This window comes from Allotabrizicola aquatica (SeqCode), assembly GCF_965194375.1.
GTDB classification, from domain to species: domain Bacteria; phylum Pseudomonadota; class Alphaproteobacteria; order Rhodobacterales; family Rhodobacteraceae; genus Tabrizicola_A; species Tabrizicola_A aquatica.
On sequence record NZ_CBDAEL010000002.1, the window covers coordinates 238,786 to 262,722 of the forward strand.

A 23,937-nucleotide genomic window follows, 5' to 3' on the forward strand; every position below is an offset into this window, starting at 1 on the left:
ACGGCGGCAGCCGAGATTCTTGTTGAACGATCATACAACATGGCTAGGCTTTGGCAAAGCTCGGCCCGCAAAGGCCCCCTGAGAAGCTTCTGAGAATGATCCCCGAAATGGACCCGCGCCACGCCATCCTCTTTGAACCGGTCAAGATCGGCCCCGTCACCGCCCCCAACCGCTTTTACCAAACCCCACATGCCACCGGCTTTGGCTGGCAGCGCCCGCAATCGGGTGCAGCACTTCGGGGCGTCAAGGCCGAGGGCGGCTGGGGCGTGGTCTGCACCGAATACTGCTCCATCCACCCCAGCAGCGACGACAGCCCCTACGCCTTCCTCACCCTTTGGGATGATGACGACATCGCCCCCCTCGCCGCCACGGCGGACGCCATCCACACCCACGGCTCACTGGCCGGGATCGAGCTGTGGCACGGCGGCTTTCACGCCTCCAACCGCATGACGCGGGTGCCGGGCATCGGCCCACAGGTGCAACCGGCGATGTATCACCTGCCCACCACGGCCCGCGCCATGGACAAGGCCGACATCCGCGCCTTTCGCGGCTGGCAGCGCGACGCGGCCAAACGCGCGAAACAGGCGGGCTTTGACATCGTCTATGTCTATGCCGGCCACGATTACCTGCCCTTCCAGTTCCTCTCGCGCCGCACCAACACGCGCGGCGACGAATACGGCGGCCCCCTGGAAAACCGCGCGCGCCTGTTGCGCGAAATGCTGGAAGACACCCGCGAGGCGGTGGGTGACACCTGCGCCGTGGCGATCCGGCTGGCGGTGGATGAACTCCACGGGCCAAACGGCATCTGCGCAGACGATGAGGGCCGCGATGTGGTGGCCATGCTCGCCGAACTGCCAGACCTGTGGGATGTGAACGTGGCGGGTGCCTTGGGCAATGACTCAAAATCCGCCCGCTTCTCGCCCGAAGGCTATCAGGAAGACTACATCCGCTTTGTCAAAACCCTCACCACAAAGCCCGTGGTGTCCGTCGGTCGCTTCACCTCCCCCGACCGGATGGTGGAGCAGATCAAAAAGGGCGTGCAAGACTTCATCGGCGCCGCCCGCCCCTCCATCGCCGACCCCTTCCTGCCGGAAAAAATCCGGCAAGGCCGGACGGACGAAATCCGCGAATGCATCGGCTGCAACATCTGCCGGGCGGCGAACAACGAGGCCATCTCGCTGCGCTGCACCCAAAACCCGACCATGGGCGAAGAATGGCGGCGCGGCTGGCACCCTGAACGCATCGCGTCCTACCCCAAGCGCGACACCGCCTTGGTCGTCGGCGCCGGGCCGGCAGGGCTTGAGGCCGCACTGACCTTGGCCCGCCGGGGCCTTGAGGTGACGCTGGCCGAGGCCAACCGCCATCTTGGGGGCCGGATCGCCCATGAATCCACCCTGCCGGGGCTCGCCACATGGGGCCGGGTGCGCGACTGGCGCATGACCATGCTGGCCAAACTGCCCAATGTGCAAATCTTCCGCGAAAGCCGGATGACGGCGGATGATATCACCGATCTCAACCCCAATCACCTCGTGCTGGCCACCGGGTCGCGCTGGCGGCGCGACGGGATCGGCGTGGTGGGGATGGAACCCCTCAGCTTTCCGAACGCCCTGACGCCGGATGATGTCTTTTCAGGCACCCCCACCCCCGGCCCGGTGGTGATCTATGATGATGAGCATTATTTCATGGGCGGCGCGCTTGCCGAAAAGCTGGCCCGCAGCGGCCATGCGGTGACGCTGGTCACCCCCTATCCGCAAGTCTCGGGCTGGACGGTCTACACCGATGAGCAGGGCTTTATCCAAGACCGCCTGATGTCGCTGGGCGTTACATTGGTGACGCAACACATGCTGTCGGCCCAAGGCGCAGATTATGCCCGCATCACCTGCGCCACGACCGGTCAGCCACGCGACATCGCCTGCGAAAGCCTGATCCTTGTGACCGGCCGCCAGCCCATCGATGACCTTTGGCAAACCCTCCACACCCGCCCCAACGCCGTGCGCGTGGGCGATTGCCTCGCCCCCTCCTCCATCGCCGATGCGGTCTATTCCGCCCACCGCTACGCACGCCTTCTAGGCGAACCTGACCTGCCGCCCCGCCGCGAGCGGCCCAACCACAGGAGCGCGTGATGCGCCAGCGCCGCCCCACCCGCCAGATCAACGCCATCCCCCAGCGCCCCTACGGTCAAGTGCCGCGCGCCTATGACCCGATCCGCGTGCTCTCCGAGGACCATATCGAGGCCATTCACACCGCCGCCCTGCGGCTTCTGGCCGAACAGGGGATGCGCGTGTTGAATGCCCGCGCGATCGACTACTTCCGCCGCGCCGGCGCGCGGGTTGACGGCAACATGGTCTACCTTGACGCAGGCTTGGTCACCGAACGCCTTGCCACCGTCCCCGCCACTTTCACCATCGCCGCGCGCAACCGCGCCAAGGATCTGCGCTTTGGCGGCAATGACATGGTGTTTTCTTCCGTCGGCGGCCCGGCGTATGTGATGGACCTGGACCGGGGGCGGCGCGACGGCACGCTGCAAGACATGCAGGATTTCCTGCGCCTGTGCCAAAGCCTGAACGTCATCCAACAGGAATCCGGCGGCCCTTTGGAGCCGATGGACCTGCCCGCCGCGACCCGGCATCTGGACCTGTATCTCAGCCAGATCACCCTTCTCGACAAAAGCTGGAACCTGAACGCGCTGGGAACCGAGCGCACGATGGACGGCCTCCACATGGCCGCCATCTCCATGGGCTGGTCACTGGACGATCTGGTAGCAAACCCGATGATGATGGGCGTCATCAACACCAACTCGCCCCGGCAGCTGGATGACCCGATGAGCCAAGGGCTGATCGCGCTGGCCGAACACGGGCAGGTGGCGATTGTGACGCCCTTTACGCTGGCCGGGGCCATGGCCCCCGTCAGCCTCGCCGGAGCCTTGGTCTTGCAACATGCCGAAGCGATCTTCGGCATCACCCTGACCCAGATCGTCCGCCCCGGCGTGCCGGTGATGTATGGCGGCTTCACCTCGAACGTCGATATGAAAACCGGCGCGCCAGCCTTCGGCACGCCCGAATACGCCAAGGCGGCCCAAGCCTCGGGCCAACTCGCCCGCCGCATCGGCGTGCCGTTTCGCTCATCGAACGTCACGGCGGCCAATGCACTTGACGCCCAAGCCGCCTATGAATCGCAAATGTCGCTCTGGGGCTGCCTGATGGGCGGCGCACATCTGGTGATCCACAGCGCGGGCTGGATGCATGGCGGGCTGACCGCCAGCTATGAAAAGCTGATCCTGGACGCCGAAATGCTGGGCATGATGCAGTCCTATTTCACGCCCATTCCTGTGACCGACGAAGCCCTGTCGCTCGACGCCATCGCCGAGGCGGGCGTGGGTGGGCATTTCTTTGGCACCGCCCAGACCATGGCACAGTACGAAACCGCCTTTCACGCGCCGATGCTGTCCAATTGGGACAATTACCCTACTTGGGTCGAACGCGGCCGCGAAGAGGCCCCGGTCCGCGCCAACCGCATCTGGAAAGAGCTTCTGGCGCACTATGAAGAACCCGCGCTCGACCCCGGCACCCGCGAGGCGCTGGAGGCCTTCGTCGCCCGCCGCAAATCCGAAGGCGGCGCACCGACCAACTGACGCCACCCCCGCTCATCGTCCCGCATGCGCGGGCTCTTCGCCGTTTCATCTTGGCAGAAATACTCCCCGCGGAGCGTCCGACGCCCGACTGCGGGAGCCTCCGGCGGGAGTATTTGGGACCAAAGTGAAAGGCTTTTGGTTTTTGGGCCAAGCGGCTAGGCTTGGCGCAAGATGGGGCCAAAACGGGGATGGCAATGTTTGTAACGGGTACGCCCGCCTGGCAGGATCTGGGCACCGCGCTTGTGGCCGAGGTGCAGGCCGCAGTGCCCGGCGCCAAGGCCGATGATCTCGCGCTGGTTCTGGTGCAGCGCGGCGCAGGTGGCAGGCCCGAGGGCTTTGTCCATCGCGGTGCAGAGCCGATCTATCCCTGTTCGCTGGTCAAGGCCTTTCATCTGGTGCATGCCCTCTCCGCGCTGGACGAAGGCCGGGCCGAGGCCCATGGCGAGTTGGACCGCGCGATGCGCGACATGATCTTGTGGTCATCGAACACGGCCACCAACTATGTCATTGATATCCTCACCGGAACCACGGGCGACACGCTGTTGGACGGGGCCGAGTATCTGGATTGGATGTCCAAGCGCGAGCGGTTGAACCGGTTCTTCTGGCGCATGGGCTGGCCCGACTGGGAGGGCTGCCGCATTGCCCAAAAGCTGATGGATGACACCCGCTATGGCCGCGAGGCGCGCTTTGCCGCCGAAGGCGATGGCAATCTGAACCGCCTGACCGCCCTCGCCGCCGCGCGGCTGATGTGGGAGCTCTTTGAGGGCGATTTGCCCTTGTCATCCCCCGCGCGGGGCCGTGCACAGGCGATCCTGTCGCGCGATCCCGCTGGGCCAGACGCGGCGCGCCCCGAGTATCAGCTCTCCGAATACTTGGGCGGCGCGCTGCCCAGTGGCGTGCAAGTCTGGTCAAAGGCCGGGCATAACCTGTGGACCGGCGATGCGGCGACCAGTTGGTTCAAGCATGATATGATCCGCATCACAGCCCCTAACCGCGCACCGCTGATTGCAGTTCTGATGACCACGGGAGAGCACTTTGCCGCAGGGCCCGCCAGTGTTTTCCCTGAGTTCGGCGCCAAGATCTGGGAGCGGGTCGCCGCCATGGCGTGACGCCGCCGCAACCCCATTGACGCCAATTCCTTCCAGTTGCACGCTGCACGCCACTACAACCGGAGGCGAAAATGAGCTATGTCTTTTCCACCCCAGCCGGTCTGATCACGCTGTTTGCCTTGGGCATCGAGGCCGCCATCGCGCTGATCCTCGCCTTGGCCAGCGGGTTGTCCGAATTGCACAAGGATCTGCTTGTCGGCTTTGCCATCGGCTTTCCGGCGCTGACGCTGGTGCTGATCGTGACCTTGCTCGCGCGCATGGCCCCCAGCGGGTTTACTTCGCCTGAAGAACCTTAAGGTATTCGGCCAGTTGCACCAAACGGATCGGGGTCGGCGTCTCGATCCCGTCGCCGCCGTCATAGGGCACCATATCGCCTTGCAACAAAGGCCCGAAATCCGGCATCACGCCGCGCCCCTTGGCCCCGGCATAGCCCCAGATCTGCGCCATCACCTTGGTCGTCGGGAACGCGCCCTCATTGCGAGCCGACAGCGTCGTCAGATCGGCGGGCTTGCGCGACAGCTCCGTCGCCATCTCGCCATCCCCCTGGCCCGTGGCCCCGTGGCAGGCCGCGCAATAGGCGGCATAATCCTCGGCCCCGGTGTCGGGGCTGGCCTTGGTGTCGACACAGGCCGCGATCAGCGGCAGGGCCAACACGGCAACAATCGGTGCAAGGCGGGTCATGGGGTTCTCCTGTTCTTCTGGGCGCGCAATCTGGCTGCGCAATCTGGACGGCTTGCGGTTATCCGGCATTGATCGCCATCACGCGCCCCTGATCCAGCCGAACGGTCCGGTCCATTCGGGCGGCAAGGTCAAGGTTATGCGTGGCGATCAGCGCCGCCAAGCCCGTTTCACGCACCAAGGCCATCAAGGCCCCGAACACCTGATCCGAGGTTGCCGGGTCAAGGTTGCCGGTCGGCTCATCCGCCAACAGAAGCTTCGGCCGGTTGGCCAAGGCGCGGCAAAACGCAACGCGCTGCTGCTCGCCACCCGACAGCGCCGCAGGGCGATGCTCGGCCCGGGCGGCGACACCCACGCGGTCCAAGAGATCACGCGCGCGCGCCTCGGCCTCCGCCTCGGCCACGCCATTGGCCAATTGCGGAATGATGATGTTTTCCAGCGCGGTAAACTCGGGCAAAAGATGATGGAACTGATAGATGAACCCCACCTCGCCGCGCCGCGCCAAGGTGCGGTCCCGGTCCGACAGACCGACCATATTGCGCCCCGACAGCGCGACCGACCCGGCATCGGGCGTGTCCAACAGCCCCGCGATGTGCAAAAGCGTCGACTTGCCCGCGCCCGAGGGGGCCACCAAAGCCACCACCTCGCCACGCTTCACCTCAAGCGTGGCACCGCGCAGCACGGCGACTTCGCCCGCTGTGCCGCGCTTGTAAACCTTTTCAATGCCCGCAAGCTCCAGCGCATACTCATTCATAGCGCAGCGCCTCCACAGGGTTCATCCGCGCCGCGCGCCGCGCGGGGAAGATGGTAACGATGAAGGACAGGCCCAAAGACAGGGCCACAGCCGATCCCACATCCCACCATTGGAGTTTCGCAGGCAAAGCATAGATCCCCCGGATCGACGGATCCCAGACCCCGCCGCCCGCCATGTAGTTCACGAAGGAAAAGATCGGATCGATGTAGATCGCAAAAAGGCAACCCAAGGCCACGCCCAGCGCCGTGCCGACCACCCCGGTAAAGGCCCCGCAGACAAAGAAAATCCGCAAGATCGACCCTTCGGTCAGCCCCATGGTGCGTAAAATACCAATGTCGCGGCCCTTGTTCTTCACCAGCATGATCAGCCCCGAGACGATGTTCATCGCCGCAATCAGCACAAGGATCGACAGGATGATGAACATCACATTGTCCTCGATGTCGAGCGCCCGCAGGAACGACCCCGCCGCATCGCGCCAAGTCCAGATCAGGGCATCCTCTCCCGCCATGTCCAAGGCTGGAATGGTATAGGCGTCAATGTTTTCAGGGTCTTGCACCATGACCTCGAATTCATCCGCCAACCCTTCACGGTTGAAATAGGACTGCGCCTCGGCAAAGGGCATATAGATGCGGGTCTTGTCGATGTCCCAGCGCCCGGCGGTAAAGACATAGACCACCTCATAGGCATTGACGCGCGGCGAGGAACCAAAGGCGGTTTTCACCCCCGAAGGCGCCACCAGCCGGATGCGGTCGCCCACCGTCACGCCCAACTCCCGCGCAATGCCCGACCCAATGGCAATGCCCCGCTCAAAATCGTCAATATTGCCATAGGCATCGGCATTGGTCCCGACGCGTGGAATGGTTTTCAGATCCTCCAACCGGATGCCATAAACCTCGGCCCCCAAAGCCGGCCCCTCAACCGAGGTGACCATGACCTGCCCTTTCACCAAGGGCGCGGCCCGCGTCACGCCGGGCAGCGTGGCAAGCTTTGCGGCAATCGCGTCATAGTCTTCAAAGGCCTTGACCATACGGCCATCTTCGGCAACCCGGCCCGCCGAATAGACCGTCACATGGGCATTGGCCCCCAGGATGGTATCGACAAACTCCGCCCGAAACCCCGCCCGCACGGCCAGCGTCGCAATCAGCGCAAAAACGGCCAGCGTGATGCCAATCAGGCTGATCCAGGTCATCACCGACACGCCGCCCTCGGCGCGTTTGGCGCGCAGATAGCGCCAAGCGATCATGAATTCAAAACGGGAAAACGGGGCGGTTTGGGCCAAAGGCGCTGCTCAATTTTGTTTTGGGTCAGAGTGACGCTTCAACGCCCCAAGGTCAAGAAGCGGCGGGGTTTCCCGCCGCCTCTTCGAGCCTGTCCTGCACGCATCGGCGTCTCACGACGAGGCGGCGAAGCCCCGAGGAGTTTGCCTCAGATGCCTTCGTAAATCTCGGCAATCCGCGCCACAGCGGCCTCGGGCGACATCTCCACGCTCTCGCCCGTGCGGCGCGAGGTCAGTTCCACCACGCCATTGGCCAACCCACGTGGGCCAACGGTGATGCGCCACGGCAGGCCGATCAGGTCCATCGTGGCAAACTTCGCCCCTGCCCGCTCATCGCGGTCGTCATAAAGCGCCTCAAGCCCCTTGGCCGCCAGCGCCTTGTAAAGCCCCTCGCAGGCCGCATCTGCCGCCGCGTCACCCTGTTTCAGGTTCACAATCCCCACCGGGAAGGGCGTCACACCCTCAGGCCAGATGATGCCCTTGTCGTCATGGCTCGCCTCAATGATCGCGCCCAAAAGACGGCTCACACCAATGCCGTGCGACCCCATCTCAACCGGAACCTTGGACCCGTCGGCGGTGACGACCGTGGCCCCCATCGCCTCGGAATACTTGGTGCCGAAATAGAAGATCTGCCCCACCTCAATCCCCCGCGCGACCTTGCGGCGATCTTCGGGAATGGCGTCAAACAGCGCCTGATCGTGGGTCTCATCGGTGCGGGCATAAAGCGTGGTGAATTCTTTGCAGACCGCCGCCACTTCCTCGCGGTTGTCGTAATCCACCTCGCGGTTGCCCAGCTTCAACTCGGTCACGGCACTGTCAAAGAACACCTCAGACTCGCCGGTCGAGGCCAGCACCAAGAACTCATGCGTGTCATCGCCGCCAATCGGGCCAGAATCCGCCCGCATCGGAATGGCGGTCAGACCCATCCGCTCATAGGTCCGCAAATACGAAACCATATGGCGGTTATAGGCATGCAGCGCGCTCGCCTTATCGACGTCAAAGTTATAGCCGTCCTTCATCAGGAACTCGCGCCCCCGCATCACGCCAAAGCGCGGACGCATCTCGTCGCGGAACTTCCACTGGATGTGGTAGAGCGTCAGCGGCAGGTCTTTATAGCTGTTCACATGGGCGCGGAAGATGTCGGTGATCATCTCCTCATTGGTCGGACCGTACAGCATCTCACGGTCCTGACGGTCCTTGATGCGCAGCATTTCCTGACCGTAATCGTCATAGCGCCCGCTCTCGCGCCACAGATCGGCAGGCTGCAAGGTCGGCATCAACAGCGCGATATGGCCCGCGCGTTCCTGCTCTTCATGCACGATCTGCTGAATGCGGTTCAGCACCCGCAGGCCCAAAGGCAGCCACGAATAAATCCCCGCCGCCTGCTGCTTGATCATCCCCGCCCGCAGCATATAGCGGTGCGAGACGATCTGCGCCTCGGCGGGGTTTTCTTTCAGAACGGGCAGGAAATAGCGGGTCAGACGCATGGCGGGCCTCATGTAATGGTCAAGAGGTTCCTAGCGGGAAGGCAAGGCTTGGGCAAGCGTCAGGGTTTGCGGGCGCGATAAGAGGTTACATAAACGTAAAACCCGATGGTGACCCAAACGGCGACCGAACCAAGCCATTCAAGCCCAGCATTTTCCGTGGTCCGCTGCACCAAAAGCAGACTGCCAAACATTGCCGCGACCAAAAGGTTCATCTGCATGGCCTATTCCTTGCTGGCTTGATGCGTGGCACGCCAGCGATCCCAAGCCTTGAACATCATGCGTTCAATTTCAACCAACAAGGCCGCGACGACTGCCACTGGAATGGCCGCATACCAGATCGCAAGGTCAAACTGCTTTGCAAGCAAAACGGCCCCCATGATCAAAGCAAACATTACGACAATGCGCCCCAAAATCCGCATGAAACCCTCCACCAACAAACCCAGCATGCTCACTCTCTGGTTGCAACGTCAACATCCAACCCCTCGCCCAGCAAATCCTCTACGAACCACGCCGCAAACTGGGCGCGCCCCGAGACCCCCGCCTTGGCATAGATCCGCGTCAACTGCGCCCGAACCGTGCCCGCCGCCCGGCCCCGCAATTCGGCGATTTCAGCCACATCCAGCCCTTTCAACGCCAGAAAGCCCACATCGCGTTCGGCAGGCGTCAGGCCCCAGTCGGTGAACTGCGCCGCAATCACATCGGCCAAAGCCCCGCGCGCCGTGGCCAGCGCCACATCCTGCGCCCGCATCTCCTCCAGCGTCTGGCGCAACACCATCACGCCAAAGGCCATTCCCAAGGCCAAGGCCAGCGCAACCAGCATCTCAAACATCAGATGCGGGCTCAGCTGGCCCGCCAGATAATCCGCCAGCGCATCGCCCACGAAGAAGACCGTCGCAAGGGTCTGAACGATCAAAAAGATCGCCCATGCAATCGGCCGTCGACGTGGGCTTAGGGCTCTCATCCCTTGCGCCCCCGGCGCGCCATCAGCATCGGAGCCACCAGATTGCGGCGCAGAACGCGGCTTTCCACCACAACACCCGCCACATGCAGGAAGGCCAAGATCACGATCAGGTTCGCCGCCACTTCGTGGACCTCTTCCAAAACGTCGCCATAGAGGCTTTCGCTCTCGCCTTCGGCGTCGCCGTCCTCTTCCACTAACACCGACCAGTCGCCATCAGCAACCGCCGCCTCAAGTTCAGCCTGCGCAAAAGGACTAAGTCCGCTCATGCCCAGCCCGGTCAGCGTGATCACTCCCAGACAGGCCCAGAGCGCATAGGCCATCAAGGCCCCGGCCGGGTTGTGTGACGGGTAATGCGGTGCAGCACCGCGCAACATCCCGCCCAGATGGCGCAAAGCGGCCATCGGATTGGGCGGAAAGCTCGAGAACCGCGCCTCCATCGGGCCAACAAAGCCCCAGATCAGCCGCAGGATCAATATGGCAAGGCCAGCCCAGCCAAAGGCGATATGCACCGACCCACCCTCTTTGGTGAAGGCATAATTGGCGATGACCACCACCGCGATGCCCCAATGAGCCAGCCGCAACAGCGGGTCCCAATAGGGCAGCGCCTGCCCCGTTGGGGGCAGGCGAGACGAGGCCACATCAGTCATCAGACTTCACCTCGGCCACGGCACCGGTTTTGGGATCAATATAGATCTCCCACATCTTGCCGGTTGCCGTTTCGGTGCATTTGGCTTCGATCTTGCCATCTTCGGCCTCAAAGCTGTTCACCTTGCAGCCTGCCGCTTCCAGCGCGGCGGTTGCGGTTTCGGGCGTCGTGCCCATCACATCGCCCACCACCGGCAAGGCAAAGGCCGCCAAGGGCGACAGGGCAAGTGCGAAGGTCAGGGGAAGCAAAGCTTTCATCGGAGTTCATCCTTTTCAACGAAGGCCGGGGATGCGGAGGTGCAACCCGGTCTGCCTCCAGATGCGCCACCTTCTTTCCCAAACCTATTGCCACAGCGCTTAGACGGGGGTGGATAAGCCTGTGCTTACGGCGGGCCAAAACACCCACCACCCCTGACCGAGACGCAGAGGCGATAAACCCCTGCACCCGGACCCACCCCGCGCATTTTGCCGCCGCCTCTTGAATCCTCGTCCCCGATGGGCAATGTGAGTCTCAGGCAATGGGGCAGGCGCATGGCACTTCCGATCCGTGATCAGGCGAAATACTGGGGCCTTGCCCTGTTGGTGTTTTTCATCGCGCTTTGGGTGATGGGCGGGGTGATCCTGCCCTTCTTGGTTGGCGGCGCGCTGGCCTATTTCCTTGATCCCATCGCCGACCGATTGGAACGCGCGGGCCTCAGCCGGGTTGCGGCAACCACGGTCATCACCGCCGTCGGCATCCTTATCCTTGTGGCGCTGGTGCTGGCGGTGATCCCGACGCTGGTGAACCAGACCACAGCCCTCATCAACGCCGCCCCCGACATCGCCCAGCGCCTGCAAATGTTCCTGTTGGAACGCTTCCCCGAACTGGCCGACAACACCTCGACCATCCGCCAAAGCCTCGCCCAGATTGGCCAGACCATTCAGGCCAAAGGCGCCACCTTGGCGGAAGGGGTCTTGAACTCTCTGGCCGGGGCGATTTCGATCGTCGTCTTTATTCTGGTGGTGCCAGTGGTGGCCTTCTACCTCTTGCTCGATTGGGACCATATGATCGCCCGGATCGACAGCCTTTTGCCGCGTGACCACGCCCCCACGGTCCGCCGCCTTGCCAGTGAGATTGACGCCGCCCTCTCGGCCTTTGTGCGCGGCCAGCTTTCGGTTTGCCTTGTGCTGGGCATCTACTATTCGGCGGCCCTCATGCTGGCGGGGCTGCAATTCGGCCTTGTGGTCGGCGCGATTGCCGGGGCCATCACCTTTATTCCCTACGTCGGCGCCATCATCGGCGGGGCGCTGGCCATTGGCCTCGCGCTCTTTCAGTTCTGGGGCGATTGGCTGCAGATCGGCATCATCGCGGGCATCTTCGCCGCCGGGCAGTTCATGGAAGGCAATGTGCTGACCCCGAAACTGGTGGGCAAATCGGTGGGCCTCCACCCGGTCTGGCTCCTCTTCGCCCTTTCGGCCTTCGGCACGCTCTTTGGCTTTGTCGGCATGCTGGTGGCGGTGCCAGTCGCGGCAGCCTTGGGCGTGCTCACGCGCTTTGCCATCGCGCAGTATCACGGCAGCTTGCTTTATGTCGGCGTCGCCGGTCGCATCCCGGAAGATGAGGATCAGGCGTGACCTCACCGCGCCAAATGGCCTTTGACCTTGGCCTGCACGAAGATTTCTCCCGCGAAGGCTTCTTCCCCTCGCCCGCCAATGCCGCCGCCTTGGCGACGATCGCAGGCTGGACAGACTGGCCCCTGCGGCGGCTTTTGCTGATCGGCCCGGGCGGGGCGGGCAAAACCCATCTGGCCCATATCTGGGCCGCTGAGGCCGGGGCGATGATCCTGCCCGCCACAGACTTGGCCCCCCATGACCCCACCGCCCTGCCCTTGGCCGTGGTGGTGGAAGATGCCGACGAGATGGCGGGTTTACCCGCCCACGAGGAGGCGCTCTTTCACCTCATCAACCACATGGCCGCCGCCGGGGGGCACCTTCTGCTCACCGCCCAGCGCCCGCCCCGCGACTGGGGCCTTGCCCTGCCAGACCTTCTCAGCCGCCTGCAAGCCACCGCCATCGCCCGGCTTGATCCGCCCGATGATGCGCTTCTCTCTGCGGTTCTGGTCAAGCTTTTCGCCGACCGCCAAATCGCCGTGCCTGCGAACCTCATCCCCTATCTCACCGCCCGCATGGACCGCTCGATCGCCGCCGCGCGCCATCTCGTCGCCACCCTCGACGCCCGCGCGCTGGCGCTTGGTCGCCCCGTCACCCGCGCCTTGGCTGCCGAACTTCTGGACAGTGCCGATCAGGGGTGAAACACTGTCACCTGAATGACATAGTCCCGCGGTAACTGCCTGCCATGACCCACGCCGATTTCCTCAAAGCCCCCTTCCCCGAACCTGTTGTCCTGTCGGCCGAGGAAACCACAGGTCCAAAGCGCTTTTTCAACCGCGAAATTTCGTGGCTGGCCTTCAACTGGCGCGTTCTGGAAGAGGCGGCCAACCCTGCCGTGCCGCTTTTGGAACGGCTGCGCTTCTTGTCCATCTCGGCCACCAACCTCGATGAGTTTTACACCGTCCGCGTCGCAGGCCTGCGCGCGCTGGTGAAGGCGGGCAATGCCGCTCCCTCCGAAGATGGCCTCAGCCCCGCCGAACAGCTGACACTCATTCACGCCGACGCCCGCGATCTGATGCAGATGCAGCAGTCGGTGCTCAAGCGCCTGCGCCGCGAGATGGAGACCGAAGGCATCCTGATCGCCACCCGATCCAAACTCACCGGGCGCGACCTGAAGTTTCTCGAAGACCACTTCCTGCGCAACGTCTTTCCCGTGCTCTCGCCCCTCGCGATTGACCCGGCCCATCCCTTCCCCTTCATCCCCAATACCGGCTTTTCGCTGGCCTTGGAGCTGGAGCGCGAAACCGACCACCGCACGCTCAAGGCGCTTTTGCCCATCCCCCAGCAAATTGCCCGCTTTGTGCCGCTGCCCGGCAAAGACGGCGAACACCGCTTCCTGCCGCTTGAGGAACTTCTCCTCCTCCATCTTGACATGCTCTTTCCCGGCTACACCGACCGCGGCCATTGCCTGTTCCGCGTCTTGCGCGACAGCGATCTTGAGGTGGAGGACGAGGCCGAAGATCTGGTGCGCGAATTTGAAACCGCGCTGAAACGCCGCCGCCGGGGCGAGGTGATCCGGCTGAAACTTTCCGCCGGAGCCCCCGAAGAGCTGCGCGCGCTGATCAAGGAAGAACTGGGCGTCAAAGACGATGAGATGGTCGAACTGCGCGGCATGCTGGGCATTGCCGACCTGAAAGAACTCGTCGTTTCCTCCCGCCCCGATCTTCTCTGGCCGCCCTTCACGCCCCGCGTGCCGGAACGGGTGCAGGACAATGACGGCGACATGTTCGCCGCCATCAAGCAAAAGGACATCCTTTTGCACCACCCCTACGAGACCTTCGATCTGGTCATCCGCTTTTTGGAACAGGCCGCGCGCGACCCCAATGTGCTGGCGATCAAGCAAACGCTTTATCGCACCTCATGGGACAGCCCAATTGTCGGCGCCCTGTGTGAGGCGGCCGAGGCGGGCAAGTCAGTAACCGCCCTTGTCGAACTTAAAGCCCGCTTTGACGAGGCCGCCAACATCCGCCAATCGCGCCGTCTGGAACGTTCGGGCGCGCATGTGGTGTATGGGTTCATCAACTACAAAACCCACGCGAAAATCTCGACCGTGGTCCGCCGCGAGGGGGATCAGCTGGTCACCTACACCCATTACGGCACCGGCAATTACCACCCGATCACCGCGCGCATCTATACCGATCTGTCATTCTTCACCTGTGACCCGGCGCTAGGCCGCGATGCGACCAAGGTGTTCAATTACCTCTCGGGCTATGTGCAGCCGCAAGGGTTGGAAAACCTCGCCATCTCGCCCATCACGCTCAAACCCCGCATCCTTGAGCAAATCGCCGCCGAGGCCGACCACGCCCGCGCCGGGCGTCCGGCGGAAATCTGGGCCAAGGTCAACAGTCTGGTTGATCCCGACGTCATCGACGCGCTTTACGCCGCCTCGCAGGCCGGGGTCAAAATCAGCCTGATCGTGCGCGGCATTTGCGGCTTGCGACCGGGGGTCAAAGGGCTTTCGGAGAACATCCGCGTCAAATCCATCGTCGGGCGCTTCTTGGAACATTCCCGCATCGTCTGCTTTGGCAATGGCGCGGGATTGCCCGGCAAAAAGGCCCGCGTGTTCATTTCTTCGGCCGACTGGATGGGCCGCAACCTCACGCGGCGGGTGGAAACGCTGGTCGAAATTCGCAACGACACCGTCAAAGCCCAGATCGTTGGGCAGATCATGGCCGCCAATCTGGCCGACGAGGCGCAAAGCTGGCTATTAGGCCCCAATGGGCGCTATAGTCGTGATCTGGCTCCCGCCGATGGCAGTGCTTTCAACTGCCACCGCTTTTTCATGGAAAACCCTTCGCTTTCTGGCCGTGGTACGGCGGGCGCTAAGGATGTTCCGAAACTTGCCTGAGGCCCAAATGACCGAAGCCGATACCCTGCCCGATCTTGACGAGGATCACGGCCCCTTTGGCCGTCCCTTGTTCGACGATCCCTCCGCCCGCGCGCTCAGCCGTGTGGGTGTGGTGGACGTCGGCTCAAACTCGGTGCGGATGGTGGTGTTTGATGGCGCGGCCCGCTCGCCCGCCTATTTTTACAACGAGAAAATCATGTGCGGCCTAGGCAAGGGGCTGGCACAAACCGGTCGCCTGTCGCCCGAAGGGCGCGCGCGGGCGCTCATGGCCCTGAAACGCTTTTCGCTTTTGGCCCAAGGCATGGGCATCGAGACCCTAACCGTGGTCGCCACCGCAGCGGTGCGCGAGGCCGAGGATGGGCCGGAATTTCAGCTTCAAGTCCTGAACGAGACCGGGCTGAAGATGTGGGTGATCGACGGCGGCGAAGAGGCACGGCTCTCAGCCCAAGGTGTGCTTTTGGGCTGGCCCGATGCCAAGGGCGTCGTTTGCGACATCGGCGGCAACTCGATGGAACTCGCGCGGATCGGCGATGGCAAGGTCGGCAAACGCGTCTCAACCCCGCTTGGCCCCTTCCGTCTGCAACAGGCGGCCGACACGGCCAAAAAACGCGTCGCCCATATCGACCGCATCCTGAAAGATGCCCAGATCCAGATGAAATCCGAAGGTGAGCGGATCTATCTCGTCGGCGGGTCTTGGCGCGTCATCGCGCGTCTCGACATGGAGCGGCGCAATTACCCGCTGACCGTTCTGCACGAATACCGCATGACGCCCACGGGCCTTCTCGACACGCTCGACTGGATCGAAACCGCCGATCTCGCCGTCCTGCGCGCGCGCACCGGCACCAGCCCCGAGCGGATGGAGCTGGTCCCCTTGGCCTGCGAAGTCCTGCGCGAGCTGATCCGGGTTCTGAAACCGTCCGAAATCGACGTCTCCGCCTATGGCATCCGCGAGGGGCTGCTTTACGAACAAATGCCCGAGAAGCTCCGCCGCCGCGACCCCTTGATCGAGGCCGCCCGCATGTCGGAACAGACCCAAGCCCGCATGCCCGGCTTTGGCAAAAAGCTGTTCACCTTTCTGGAACCCCTGTTCAAAGGCGCCCCCGACGGCCGCATGCGCCTGATCAAAGCCGCCTGCCTCTTGCACGACACCACATGGCGCGCCCACCCCGATTTCCGCGCCGAGGCCTGCTTTGACAATGCCACCCGCGCCAACCTTGGCGGGCTTGACCATCCCGGCCGGGTGTTTCTGGGGCTGGCCTTGCTGCACCGCTACAAAAACAGCCGCGCCGGGTCCCGGCTGGAACCGATGTTCCGCCTTCTCACCGAAGAGGACATCCGCGACGCCGAGGTTCTGGGCAAGGCCATGCGCTTTGGCGCCATGTTCGCCATGGGCGATCCCGGCATTGCCGGCACGCTCGACTGGCAACCGCGCAAACGGATCCTTGATCTCGCCCTGACCGAGATCGGCCGCGGCCTTTTTGGCGAGGTGGCCCAAGCCCGCTTTGCCTCTCTGGCATTGGCGCTTAAGGCCACACCGCTGGTCACGGATGCCTGATGCTGGCCTTTGACCATATCGCAATGTCTTCGGTCGATCTGGCCGAAGGGGTCGCCGCTGTTGAGGCAGCCCTTGGACTGCGCCTCTCCGGCGGTGGCGAACATCCCCTCATGGCCACGCATAACCGGCTGATGGGCTTGGGCGATCTCTACCTTGAGGTCATCGCCCCCAATCCAGGCGCCCTGCGCCCCGATTGGCCCCGATGGTTCGATTTAGACAATTTTTCGGGCCAAACGCGCCTCACAAACTGGGTAGCAGGTTCGAAAAATCTAATGGCCGATCTGGCGCTTTGTCCAAACGGCACCGGGGTTCCGATGTCCCTTCAGCGCGGCGACTATCGCTGGCAGATGGCGGTGCCCGCGGATGGCAAGCTGCCCTTTGACGGCGCCTTCCCCGCGCTGATCGAATGGCAAGGCACACTCCACCCCGCCCAAGCCCTGCCCGACAGCGGCGCGCGCCTGACCCGGCTCGAGATTGCCCACCCCAAGGCCGAGGCCCTCCAGTCAGCCCTCTCCCCCCTCTTCCACGACCCGCGCGTGGTCATCGTCCAAGGCCCGGCCAAGGCGATGCGCGCCACCTTCACCACCCCGCACGGGATCCGCGTGCTGGAATGATCCGCTCCGCGACGCCTGCCGATGCCCCCGCCATTGCCGCGATCTGGAACCAGATCATCCGCGACACCACCGCCACCTTCACCACCGCCGAAAAAGACCCCGCCGTCTTGGCCACCCAAATTGCCTCCGGCACCCCGTGGTGGGTCGCCTGCGTCAACGACCGCGTCGAAGGCCATGCCACCTATGGCCAATTTCGCGGCGGCCCCGGCTATGCCCGCAGCATGGAACACTCCATCCACCTCACCACCGCCACCCAAGGCCGCGGCCTTGGCCGTGCGCTGATGCAGGCGCTCGAAGATCACGCCCGCGCCCAAGGGGTGCATGTGATGGTCGCCGGCGTCTCCTCGGACAACCCCGCAGGCCAAGCCTTCCACGCCCGCCTTGGCTATGCCGAATGCGGCCGCGTGATGCAGGCGGGCTACAAATGGGGCCGCTATTTCGATCTTGTGCTGATGCAGAAAATCCTGACCTGACAAGCAACGACCCAGCGGCTAAACTCACCCCATGTCGATCTGGACCCGCATCAGCGCCGCCCTTGCATCGCTCGCCAAGGGCGAGCCGTTGTCGGTTGTCTTTGACCACCTCGTCGGCGCGCCCGATCCCGAACGCTCGGTCGGCTTTACCATCGCCGTCATCGCCCTTGGTGCCAAGCTTGCCAAGGCCGACGGTCAGGTCACCAAAGACGAAGTCACCGCCTTTCGCCGCGTCTTTACCTTCCCGCCCGGTGAAGAGGCCAACGCCGCGCGGGTGTTCAACCTCGCCCGGCAAGACGTCGCGGGCTTTGATGCCTATGCCCGCAAAATCGTGACCATGTTCACCGACGCCGACCACCCCGACAACCGCGACCTTTTTATCGACCTGATCGAAGGGCTGTTTCACATCGCGCTGGCCGATGACATCTTGCACGAAAGCGAAGAGGCCTTTCTCGCCCACACGGCCGAGATTTTCGGGCTGGACCAGCGCTGCTATCTCGCCATCCGCGCCCGCCTTGTCGAAGGCGCGGTGCGCGACCCCTTCGACCTTCTCGGCGTGCCGCATGATGCCTCGCTCGACCAGATCCGCGCCGCGTGGAAACAAGCGGTCAAGGACAACCACCCCGATGTGATGATCGCCCGCGGCGTCCCGCCCGAGGCGGCGGTGCTGGCCGAACGGCGACTGATCGCCATCAACGCCGCCTGGGAGGAACTGCGCCACCGGGTCGCGGCATGACCGAAGGCAGCGCCAGACGCCCCCTCCGTCTTGCGACTTACAACATCGAATGGTTCAACGCGCTCTTTGACGACCGCGGCAGGCTGCTGGAAGACCGCGAGCTGTCCGCCCGCTATCAAACCACCCGCGCCGACCAGCTGGGCGCGATTGCCATCGTTCTGACCGCCATGAACGCCGATGGTGTGATGATCATCGAAGGCCCCGACCAAGGCTCCAAACGCTCCACCGTCAAGGCGCTTGAAGGTTTCGCGCGCCATCTCGGCCTGCGCACCCGCAAGGCGGTGCATGGCTTTGCCTCTGAAACGGAACAGGAAATCGCCTTTCTCTACGACCCCGACCGCATCGCCGCCCGCCACGAACCGATGGGCGAGCCCGCCCTTGCCGGTGGTGCACCGGGCGCCCCGCGCTTTGACACCATGCTGCGCGCCGATCTTGATCTCGACGGGGTCGCCGAACAGATCCGGTTTTCCAAACCACCGCTTGAGCTGGCGATCACGGCTGATGGCACGCCGCTGCGGCTCATCGGCGTGCATGCCAAATCGAAAGCCCCGCATGGCCAAATGCCACAGGCGCAATTCATCCGCATTTCCATAGAGAACCGCCGCAAGCAACTGGCCGAATGCCAATGGCTGCGCCGCCGCATTGACGGCCATCTTGCCGCCGGAGCCAGCGTGATCGTGCTGGGAGATCTCAACGATGGTCCGGGTCTCGACGAATATGAAAAGCTTTTTGGCCATTCCGGCGTCGAAATCGTCTTGGGCTTAAACTCGGGTGCCGAGATGCATCTTTATGATCCGCATGCCCATATGGCGCTGGCCCAAAAGACCGGGATCTCGCCCACCACGGCCCGGTTTTGGCTTGCGCCCCAAAAGCGGTACTTCGAGGCGCTCCTCGATTTTATCATGGTCTCACCCGATCTGGCCGCCCGCGCCCCCGATTGGCGCATCTGGCATCCGTTCAATGACCCCGCCGTCATGGCCATTCCCGAATTGCGCGACGCGCTTTTAACGGCATCGGACCATTTTCCTGTGACAATTGACCTTGAAATCAATTGAAAACGGCCTTTCCGCTTCCCATATCCCACGGATGAAGCATCTGGTTGTCGCCCTTTGCCTATGTGCCGCGCCCGCATGGGCGCAGGACCCCTCCACCCCTGACGAGGTGGAAGAGGGGTTCAGTCTCATGGAAGAAGGGGCCAAGCTACTGCTCAAGGGGCTGATGTCCGAGATGGAACCAACGCTGGACGAGATGGGCAAAGCCCTCTCCGATCTGGAACCTTCCCTCAAAGACCTGCAACCCCGCCTGCTGGAGCTTTTGGCGCTGGTGGATGATCTGACCAATTACCAAGCCCCCGAACGGCTTGAAAACGGCGACATCCTGATTCGGCGCAAACCCGATGCCCCGGCCCCGCCACCCTTCCCCACCACACCCGAGGATACAGCCCCCCAGGTTGACCTCTGACCCCTTTGACACGAGGAGCCAGACCATGGCCAATCCCACACCGGGCGGCAATGCCCTTACCCGCCTGATCCAACACGAGGCCTTTGCTGGCGTTCTGATGATCCTCGCCGCCGTGCTGGCGCTGATCTTCGCCAACACCGGGCTGTCCGGGGCCTATTACGGCTTTCTCAACACCAAAGTCTCGCTTCTGATCAACGATGTCGGGCTCACCAAACCGCTCCTTTTGTGGATCAATGACGGCCTGATGGCCATGTTCTTCTTCCTCATCGGGCTTGAATTAAAGCGCGAGATGGTCGAAGGCCGCCTGAAGAACCCGCGTGATGTGATGCTGCCCGGCATAGCCGCGCTTGGCGGCATGTTGGCCCCGATGGCGGTGTTCCTGCTCTTGACTGCAGGCAACCCTGAACTGACCTCGGGCTGGGCCATTCCGGCGGCGACCGACATCGCCTTTGCCGTGGGCGTGCTGGCGCTTTTGGGCAAGCGCATCCCCTCCTCGCTCAAGATCTTCCTGCTGACGCTGGCCATCCTTGATGACATGGGCGCCATCCTGATCATCGCACTCTTCTACGGCTCTGGCGTTGACACCGGCTATCTTGGCATGGCCCTCGTGCCGCTGGCGGGCCTCATCGCGCTGAACCTGCGCGGCACGCACCGCATTGCGCCCTTCATGCTTCTGGGCGCGATCATGTGGTTCTTTGTGCTGAAATCGGGCATCCACCCCACGGTGGCCGGCGTTGTCACCGCCTTTACGATCCCCTTGAAGGACCGTTTCGGCAAATCGCCGCTCCATTCGCTGGAACACAACCTGCACCCCTATGTGATCTACGGCATCGCGCCGATCTTCGCGCTTGCCAATGCCGGGATCGACCTGTCGGGCATCTCGATGTCGGATTTCCTGTCGCCCCTGCCCCTTGGCATCGCGGCGGGCCTCTTCATCGGCAAGCAGATCGGCGTCTTTGGCGCGACCTGGCTTCTGGTCAAAAGCGGCATCGCCAAACTGCCGCATGGCGCCAACTGGATGATGGTCTGGGGCATCTCGATGCTCGCCGGGATCGGCTTTACAATGTCCCTCTTCATCGGCTCACTCAGCTTTGAGGGCGATGCGATGATGAACATGGTGCGTCTGGGCGTGATGACCGGCTCGGTGCTCTCGGCGGTGGTGGGGTATCTCGTGCTCAAGCGCGCGACCCAAGGCCATGCAGCGGGGGCAACGGCGGGGACCACCGCCTAAGCCCCCCACCCCATCCCTCCCCCACAAAGGGGGGAGGGAGCCTACCTCATATCACCCATCGCACCCGTTCAAACCCCGTCCCTCCCCTCCCCCTCGTGGGGAGGGGCTGGGGGTGGGGGGCAGCCGAACCTCAGGCCCGCGCGGCGCGGATCAGCCCAAGAATGTTGCGTGCCGCATCCGGAATATTGGTGCCGGGGCCAAAAATCGCCTTCACACCGGCACCCATCAGGAAATCATAGTCCTGCTGCGGAATAACCCCGCCACAGATCACCAGAATATCCCCTGCGCCCTTTTCGCGCAGCGCCTCGATCAGCTTGGGCGCAAGGGTCTTGTGACCCGCCGCCTGAGATGAAATCCCAATGACATGTACGTCATTGTCGATCGCATCTTGTGCGGCCTCCTCCGGGGTCTGGAACAGGGGGCCAACGTCCACATCAAACCCGATATCGGCAAAGGCCGTGGCAATCACCTTGGCCCCACGGTCGTGTCCATCTTGCCCCATCTTCACCACCAGCATGCGCGGGCGGCGGCCTTCTTCCTCGGCAAAGGCCTCAACATCGCGCTGAATGGCCTCAAACCCGGCGTCGCCCTCATAGGCCGCGCCATAAACCCCAGCCAGCGTTTTGACTTCCGCACGATGGCGACCAAAGATCTTTTCCATAGCGTCCGAAATCTCCCCAACCGATGCACGGGCACGCGCGGCTTCAACAGCCGCTTCCAGAAGGTTGCCACCGGCCTCGGCCCGGCGGGTCAGTTCGGCCAGCGCGGCCTGACACCGGGCCTCATCCCGCCCGGCCCGCGTGGTTTTCAACCGCGCCACCTGCGCCTCGCGCACAGCGACGTTGTCGATGTCCAGAATGTCGATCGGGTCCTGCTTGGCCAGCTTGTACTTGTTGACCCCGACAATCACCTCATCGCCCCGGTCAATCGCCGCCTGCCGCCGCGCCGCGGACTCTTCAATCCGCAGCTTCGGCATGCCGGAAGCCACCGCCTTGGTCATGCCCCCCATCGCCTCGACCTCTTCGATCAAAGCCCAAGCCTTCTCAGCCAGCTCATGCGTCAGGCTTTCCACATAGTACGACCCTGCAAGCGGATCGATCACATGGGTGATCCCGGTTTCTTCCTGCAAGATCAGCTGGGTATTGCGGGCAATACGCGCCGCAAACTCGGTCGGCAGGGCAATCGCCTCATCCAGCGCGTTGGTGTGCAACGACTGGGTGCCGCCCAGCGCCGCCGCCATCGCCTCATAGGCGGTGCGGATCACGTTGTTATAGGGGTCTTGCTCTTGCAACGACACGCCCGAGGTCTGGCAATGCGTCCGCAGCATCATGCTGCCCGTCTTTTGCGGATTGAACTCCTGCATGATGCGGGTCCACAGCATGCGCGCCGCCCGCAGCTTGGCCGTTTCCATAAAGAAATTCATGCCAATGGCGAAAAAGAACGACAGGCGCCCTGCGAAATCATCCACATTCATGCCCCGCGCAATCGCCGCGCGCACATATTCGCGCCCATCCGCCAGCGTAAAGGCCAGCTCCTGCACAAGGTTCGCCCCGGCTTCCTGCATGTGATAGCCGGAAATCGAAATCGAGTTGAACTTCGGCATCTCCGCGCTGGTAAACTCGATGATATCCGCGATGATCCGCATCGAGGGTTCGGGCGGATAAATATAGGTGTTGCGCACCATGAACTCTTTCAGAATGTCATTCTGAATGGTCCCCGACAGGGCGGCGCGGTCCACGCCCTGCTCTTCGCCCGTGACGATAAAATTGGCGAGGATCGGAATGACCGCGCCGTTCATCGTCATCGATACGCTGACCTTGTCCAAGGGAATGCCGTTGAACAGGATCTTCATATCCTCAACGCTATCAATCGCCACGCCCGCCTTGCCGACATCGCCCACCACGCGCGGGTGGTCGCTGTCATAGCCACGGTGCGTCGCCAGATCGAAAGCCACCGAAACGCCCTGCTGCCCCGCCGCAAGCGCCTTGCGGTAAAAGGCGTTGGATTCCTCCGCCGTTGAGAACCCGGCATATTGCCGGATCGTCCACGGACGCCCCGCATACATCGTCGCCTTCACGCCGCGCGTGAACGGCGCGATCCCGGGCACCTCGCCCATCTGCGGCAAGCCCGCCACATCGGCGGCGGTGTAAAGCGGCTTGACCTTAATCCCTTCCAGCGTGTGCCAGCTCAGGCTTTCGGGGTCCGCGCCCTTCAATTCCTTGGTCGCCAGCGCGCGCCATGCGTTCAGATCTTCGGTCATCGTGGTCTTCCTTCGGTCTGGCGGGCATGGGCAGCCCGCAATTCACATTGGTATTGGCGCAGCCCGCGCCTATATCTGGGGTGGAGGTGCCATGAAAACGCTGTACACCCTTGTTCTATTGTTGCTCGTCCCCGTCCCGCTCTGGGCCGAAAACGCCCCCGCGCCCGTCGAACCAGCCGCGCAGGAAAACCCTGCTGTTGGCCAGATCGCCGCCGCCGACGTGATGCTGGACGAGCTGATGTTCCTGCGCCGCCCCGTCGTCGTCTTTGCCGACAGCCCGGCCGACCCCACCTTCATCCGCCAGATGCAACTGATCGAACGCGACCTGCCCGCGCTGGACCAGCGCGATGTGGTGGTGATCGTCGACACCGATCCGGCGGCAAAGTCGGCCATCCGGCAAAAGCTGCGCCCGCGCGGGTTCAGCCTTGTGCTGATGGAAAAAGACCTCAAGCCCGTCATCCGCAAACCGCTGCCGTGGGACGTGCGCGAGATTGTGGCGGCCATCGACAAGTTTCCGTTGCGGCGGCAAGAGATGCTGGAACGCCAGCCCAGCGGTCGCTGAGCCTGC

The 23,937-nt window shown here is 63.2% G+C and carries 25 protein-coding genes; 15 read left to right on the forward strand and 10 right to left on the reverse strand.

Annotated elements, in window-relative coordinates; all coding sequences use genetic code 11:
• Window positions 1–95: 95 nt before the first annotated feature.
• The 4 genes from AC72UB_RS03880 to AC72UB_RS03895 all read left to right on the forward strand — a co-directional run bounded on the left by AC72UB_RS03880 (window position 96) and on the right by AC72UB_RS03895 (window position 5,036).
• Window positions 96–2,123 (forward strand): oxidoreductase, encoded by a 2,028-nt coding sequence (locus AC72UB_RS03880; RefSeq protein WP_505188600.1) that lies wholly within the window; start codon window positions 96–98, stop codon window positions 2,121–2,123.
• Window positions 2,123–3,631 carry a trimethylamine methyltransferase family protein gene (locus AC72UB_RS03885; RefSeq protein WP_505188601.1) on the forward strand — a complete coding sequence of 503 codons (1,509 nt, stop codon included), beginning with the start codon at window positions 2,123–2,125 and terminating at the stop codon, window positions 3,629–3,631. The genes AC72UB_RS03880 and AC72UB_RS03885 overlap by 1 nt, the downstream gene beginning before the upstream one ends.
• A 188-nt stretch (window positions 3,632–3,819) precedes the next feature.
• Entirely contained in the window at window positions 3,820–4,740 is a 921-nt protein-coding gene (locus AC72UB_RS03890; protein WP_505188602.1) for a serine hydrolase, read from the forward strand.
• Between the two features lie 71 nt (window positions 4,741–4,811).
• On the forward strand, window positions 4,812–5,036 hold the full coding sequence (locus tag AC72UB_RS03895) for a hypothetical protein (protein WP_505188603.1): 225 nt from the start codon (window positions 4,812–4,814) through the stop codon (window positions 5,034–5,036).
• On the opposite strand, the gene AC72UB_RS03900 is transcribed toward AC72UB_RS03895, so the two are convergent.
• From AC72UB_RS03900 to AC72UB_RS03940, 9 genes are all read right to left on the reverse strand, one after another.
• Window positions 5,014–5,421, reverse strand: coding sequence for a c-type cytochrome (locus AC72UB_RS03900; protein WP_505188604.1), 408 nt, complete (start codon window positions 5,419–5,421; stop codon window positions 5,014–5,016). The genes AC72UB_RS03895 and AC72UB_RS03900 overlap by 23 nt on opposite strands.
• A 58-nt stretch (window positions 5,422–5,479) precedes the next feature.
• Entirely contained in the window at window positions 5,480–6,172 is a 693-nt protein-coding gene (locus AC72UB_RS03905) for an ABC transporter ATP-binding protein (protein ID WP_505188605.1), read from the reverse strand.
• The gene (locus AC72UB_RS03910; protein ID WP_505188606.1) at window positions 6,165–7,451 is read right to left on the reverse strand and encodes a lipoprotein-releasing ABC transporter permease subunit; all 1,287 of its coding nucleotides are present in this window, start codon (window positions 7,449–7,451) and stop codon (window positions 6,165–6,167) included. Before AC72UB_RS03910 ends, AC72UB_RS03905 begins: the two co-directional genes overlap by 8 nt.
• A 146-nt stretch (window positions 7,452–7,597) precedes the next feature.
• Window positions 7,598–8,935, reverse strand: a complete 1,338-nt coding sequence (proS, locus tag AC72UB_RS03915; RefSeq protein ID WP_505188847.1) for a proline--tRNA ligase — start codon at window positions 8,933–8,935, stop codon at window positions 7,598–7,600.
• Window positions 8,936–8,994: 59 nt separating this feature from the next.
• On the reverse strand, window positions 8,995–9,153 hold the full coding sequence (locus AC72UB_RS03920) for a hypothetical protein (RefSeq protein ID WP_505188607.1): 159 nt from the start codon (window positions 9,151–9,153) through the stop codon (window positions 8,995–8,997).
• A gap of 3 nt (window positions 9,154–9,156) precedes the next feature.
• Window positions 9,157–9,381, reverse strand: coding sequence for a hypothetical protein (locus tag AC72UB_RS03925; protein ID WP_505188608.1), 225 nt, complete (start codon window positions 9,379–9,381; stop codon window positions 9,157–9,159).
• A 2-nt stretch (window positions 9,382–9,383) separates the two neighbouring features.
• Entirely contained in the window at window positions 9,384–9,848 is a 465-nt protein-coding gene (locus AC72UB_RS03930; protein WP_505188609.1) for a helix-turn-helix transcriptional regulator, read from the reverse strand.
• Window positions 9,849–9,892: 44 nt separating this feature from the next.
• Window positions 9,893–10,543, reverse strand: coding sequence for a cytochrome b/b6 domain-containing protein (locus AC72UB_RS03935; protein WP_505188610.1), 651 nt, complete (start codon window positions 10,541–10,543; stop codon window positions 9,893–9,895).
• Window positions 10,536–10,799, reverse strand: coding sequence for a PepSY domain-containing protein (locus AC72UB_RS03940; RefSeq protein ID WP_505188611.1), 264 nt, complete (start codon window positions 10,797–10,799; stop codon window positions 10,536–10,538). Before AC72UB_RS03940 ends, AC72UB_RS03935 begins: the two co-directional genes overlap by 8 nt.
• 273 nt (window positions 10,800–11,072) lie before the next feature.
• Between AC72UB_RS03940 and AC72UB_RS03945 the strand changes: the two genes are divergently transcribed.
• Genes AC72UB_RS03945 through nhaA form a run of 10 tightly spaced genes read left to right on the forward strand, consistent with a single transcriptional unit; the run spans window position 11,073 to window position 21,109 of the window.
• Window positions 11,073–12,155: an AI-2E family transporter gene (locus tag AC72UB_RS03945; protein ID WP_505188612.1), complete on the forward strand. Its 1,083-nt coding sequence runs from the start codon at window positions 11,073–11,075 to the stop codon at window positions 12,153–12,155.
• A 14-nt stretch (window positions 12,156–12,169) separates the two neighbouring features.
• Window positions 12,170–12,832, forward strand: a complete 663-nt coding sequence (locus AC72UB_RS03950) for a P-loop NTPase family protein (RefSeq protein WP_505188848.1) — start codon at window positions 12,170–12,172, stop codon at window positions 12,830–12,832.
• Window positions 12,833–12,876: 44 nt separating this feature from the next.
• Window positions 12,877–15,039 carry an RNA degradosome polyphosphate kinase gene (locus tag AC72UB_RS03955; protein WP_505188613.1) on the forward strand — a complete coding sequence of 721 codons (2,163 nt, stop codon included), beginning with the start codon at window positions 12,877–12,879 and terminating at the stop codon, window positions 15,037–15,039.
• A 7-nt stretch (window positions 15,040–15,046) separates the two neighbouring features.
• Window positions 15,047–16,594, forward strand: coding sequence for a Ppx/GppA family phosphatase (locus AC72UB_RS03960; protein ID WP_505188614.1), 1,548 nt, complete (start codon window positions 15,047–15,049; stop codon window positions 16,592–16,594).
• Window positions 16,594–17,208: a VOC family protein gene (locus AC72UB_RS03965; RefSeq protein WP_505188615.1), complete on the forward strand. Its 615-nt coding sequence runs from the start codon at window positions 16,594–16,596 to the stop codon at window positions 17,206–17,208. Before AC72UB_RS03960 ends, AC72UB_RS03965 begins: the two co-directional genes overlap by 1 nt.
• Entirely contained in the window at window positions 17,205–17,681 is a 477-nt protein-coding gene (locus AC72UB_RS03970) for a GNAT family N-acetyltransferase (protein WP_505188616.1), read from the forward strand. Before AC72UB_RS03965 ends, AC72UB_RS03970 begins: the two co-directional genes overlap by 4 nt.
• A gap of 31 nt (window positions 17,682–17,712) precedes the next feature.
• Window positions 17,713–18,417 carry a TerB family tellurite resistance protein gene (locus AC72UB_RS03975; protein WP_463290203.1) on the forward strand — a complete coding sequence of 235 codons (705 nt, stop codon included), beginning with the start codon at window positions 17,713–17,715 and terminating at the stop codon, window positions 18,415–18,417.
• The gene (locus AC72UB_RS03980; RefSeq protein WP_505188617.1) at window positions 18,414–19,472 is read left to right on the forward strand and encodes an endonuclease/exonuclease/phosphatase family protein; all 1,059 of its coding nucleotides are present in this window, start codon (window positions 18,414–18,416) and stop codon (window positions 19,470–19,472) included. The genes AC72UB_RS03975 and AC72UB_RS03980 overlap by 4 nt, the downstream gene beginning before the upstream one ends.
• Before the next feature lie 31 nt (window positions 19,473–19,503).
• Complete coding sequence (locus tag AC72UB_RS03985) at window positions 19,504–19,878, forward strand: AAA+ family ATPase (RefSeq protein ID WP_505188618.1); 375 nt, start codon at window positions 19,504–19,506, stop codon at window positions 19,876–19,878.
• 25 nt (window positions 19,879–19,903) lie between these two features.
• Window positions 19,904–21,109 (forward strand): Na+/H+ antiporter NhaA, encoded by a 1,206-nt coding sequence (nhaA, locus tag AC72UB_RS03990; protein WP_505188619.1) that lies wholly within the window; start codon window positions 19,904–19,906, stop codon window positions 21,107–21,109.
• 130 nt (window positions 21,110–21,239) lie between these two features.
• On the opposite strand, the gene scpA is transcribed toward nhaA, so the two are convergent.
• Window positions 21,240–23,369, reverse strand: coding sequence for a methylmalonyl-CoA mutase (gene scpA, locus AC72UB_RS03995; RefSeq protein ID WP_505188620.1), 2,130 nt, complete (start codon window positions 23,367–23,369; stop codon window positions 21,240–21,242).
• Between the two features lie 91 nt (window positions 23,370–23,460).
• Between scpA and AC72UB_RS04000 the strand changes: the two genes are divergently transcribed.
• On the forward strand, window positions 23,461–23,931 hold the full coding sequence (locus AC72UB_RS04000; RefSeq protein WP_505188621.1) for a DUF4174 domain-containing protein: 471 nt from the start codon (window positions 23,461–23,463) through the stop codon (window positions 23,929–23,931).
• The last annotated feature ends 6 nt before the right edge of the window (window positions 23,932–23,937 follow it).

Bases quoted from the DNA above. Each gene is read 5' to 3' on its own strand.
- AC72UB_RS03945 (WP_505188612.1), top strand. From the start codon at position 11,073: ATGGCACTTCCGATCCGTGATCAGGCGAAATACTGGGGCCTTGCCCTG.
- AC72UB_RS03950 (WP_505188848.1), top strand. From the start codon at position 12,170: ATGGCCTTTGACCTTGGCCTGCACGAAGATTTCTCCCGCGAAGGCTTC.
- AC72UB_RS03905 (WP_505188605.1), bottom strand. From the start codon at position 6,172: ATGAATGAGTATGCGCTGGAGCTTGCGGGCATTGAAAAGGTTTACAAG.
- AC72UB_RS03965 (WP_505188615.1), top strand. From the start codon at position 16,594: ATGCTGGCCTTTGACCATATCGCAATGTCTTCGGTCGATCTGGCCGAA.
- nhaA (WP_505188619.1), top strand. From the start codon at position 19,904: ATGGCCAATCCCACACCGGGCGGCAATGCCCTTACCCGCCTGATCCAA.
- AC72UB_RS03925 (WP_505188608.1), bottom strand. From the start codon at position 9,381: ATGCTGGGTTTGTTGGTGGAGGGTTTCATGCGGATTTTGGGGCGCATT.
- AC72UB_RS03970 (WP_505188616.1), top strand. From the start codon at position 17,205: ATGATCCGCTCCGCGACGCCTGCCGATGCCCCCGCCATTGCCGCGATC.
- AC72UB_RS03885 (WP_505188601.1), top strand. From the start codon at position 2,123: ATGCGCCAGCGCCGCCCCACCCGCCAGATCAACGCCATCCCCCAGCGC.
- AC72UB_RS03880 (WP_505188600.1), top strand. From the start codon at position 96: ATGATCCCCGAAATGGACCCGCGCCACGCCATCCTCTTTGAACCGGTC.
- AC72UB_RS03900 (WP_505188604.1), bottom strand. From the start codon at position 5,421: ATGACCCGCCTTGCACCGATTGTTGCCGTGTTGGCCCTGCCGCTGATC.
- AC72UB_RS03985 (WP_505188618.1), top strand. From the start codon at position 19,504: ATGAAGCATCTGGTTGTCGCCCTTTGCCTATGTGCCGCGCCCGCATGG.
- AC72UB_RS03975 (WP_463290203.1), top strand. From the start codon at position 17,713: ATGTCGATCTGGACCCGCATCAGCGCCGCCCTTGCATCGCTCGCCAAG.
- proS (WP_505188847.1), bottom strand. From the start codon at position 8,935: ATGCGTCTGACCCGCTATTTCCTGCCCGTTCTGAAAGAAAACCCCGCC.
- AC72UB_RS03955 (WP_505188613.1), top strand. From the start codon at position 12,877: ATGACCCACGCCGATTTCCTCAAAGCCCCCTTCCCCGAACCTGTTGTC.
- AC72UB_RS04000 (WP_505188621.1), top strand. From the start codon at position 23,461: ATGAAAACGCTGTACACCCTTGTTCTATTGTTGCTCGTCCCCGTCCCG.
- AC72UB_RS03890 (WP_505188602.1), top strand. From the start codon at position 3,820: ATGGCAATGTTTGTAACGGGTACGCCCGCCTGGCAGGATCTGGGCACC.
- AC72UB_RS03935 (WP_505188610.1), bottom strand. From the start codon at position 10,543: ATGACTGATGTGGCCTCGTCTCGCCTGCCCCCAACGGGGCAGGCGCTG.
- AC72UB_RS03920 (WP_505188607.1), bottom strand. From the start codon at position 9,153: ATGCAGATGAACCTTTTGGTCGCGGCAATGTTTGGCAGTCTGCTTTTG.
- AC72UB_RS03960 (WP_505188614.1), top strand. From the start codon at position 15,047: ATGACCGAAGCCGATACCCTGCCCGATCTTGACGAGGATCACGGCCCC.
- scpA (WP_505188620.1), bottom strand. From the start codon at position 23,369: ATGACCGAAGATCTGAACGCATGGCGCGCGCTGGCGACCAAGGAATTG.
- AC72UB_RS03895 (WP_505188603.1), top strand. From the start codon at position 4,812: ATGAGCTATGTCTTTTCCACCCCAGCCGGTCTGATCACGCTGTTTGCC.
- AC72UB_RS03940 (WP_505188611.1), bottom strand. From the start codon at position 10,799: ATGAAAGCTTTGCTTCCCCTGACCTTCGCACTTGCCCTGTCGCCCTTG.
- AC72UB_RS03980 (WP_505188617.1), top strand. From the start codon at position 18,414: ATGACCGAAGGCAGCGCCAGACGCCCCCTCCGTCTTGCGACTTACAAC.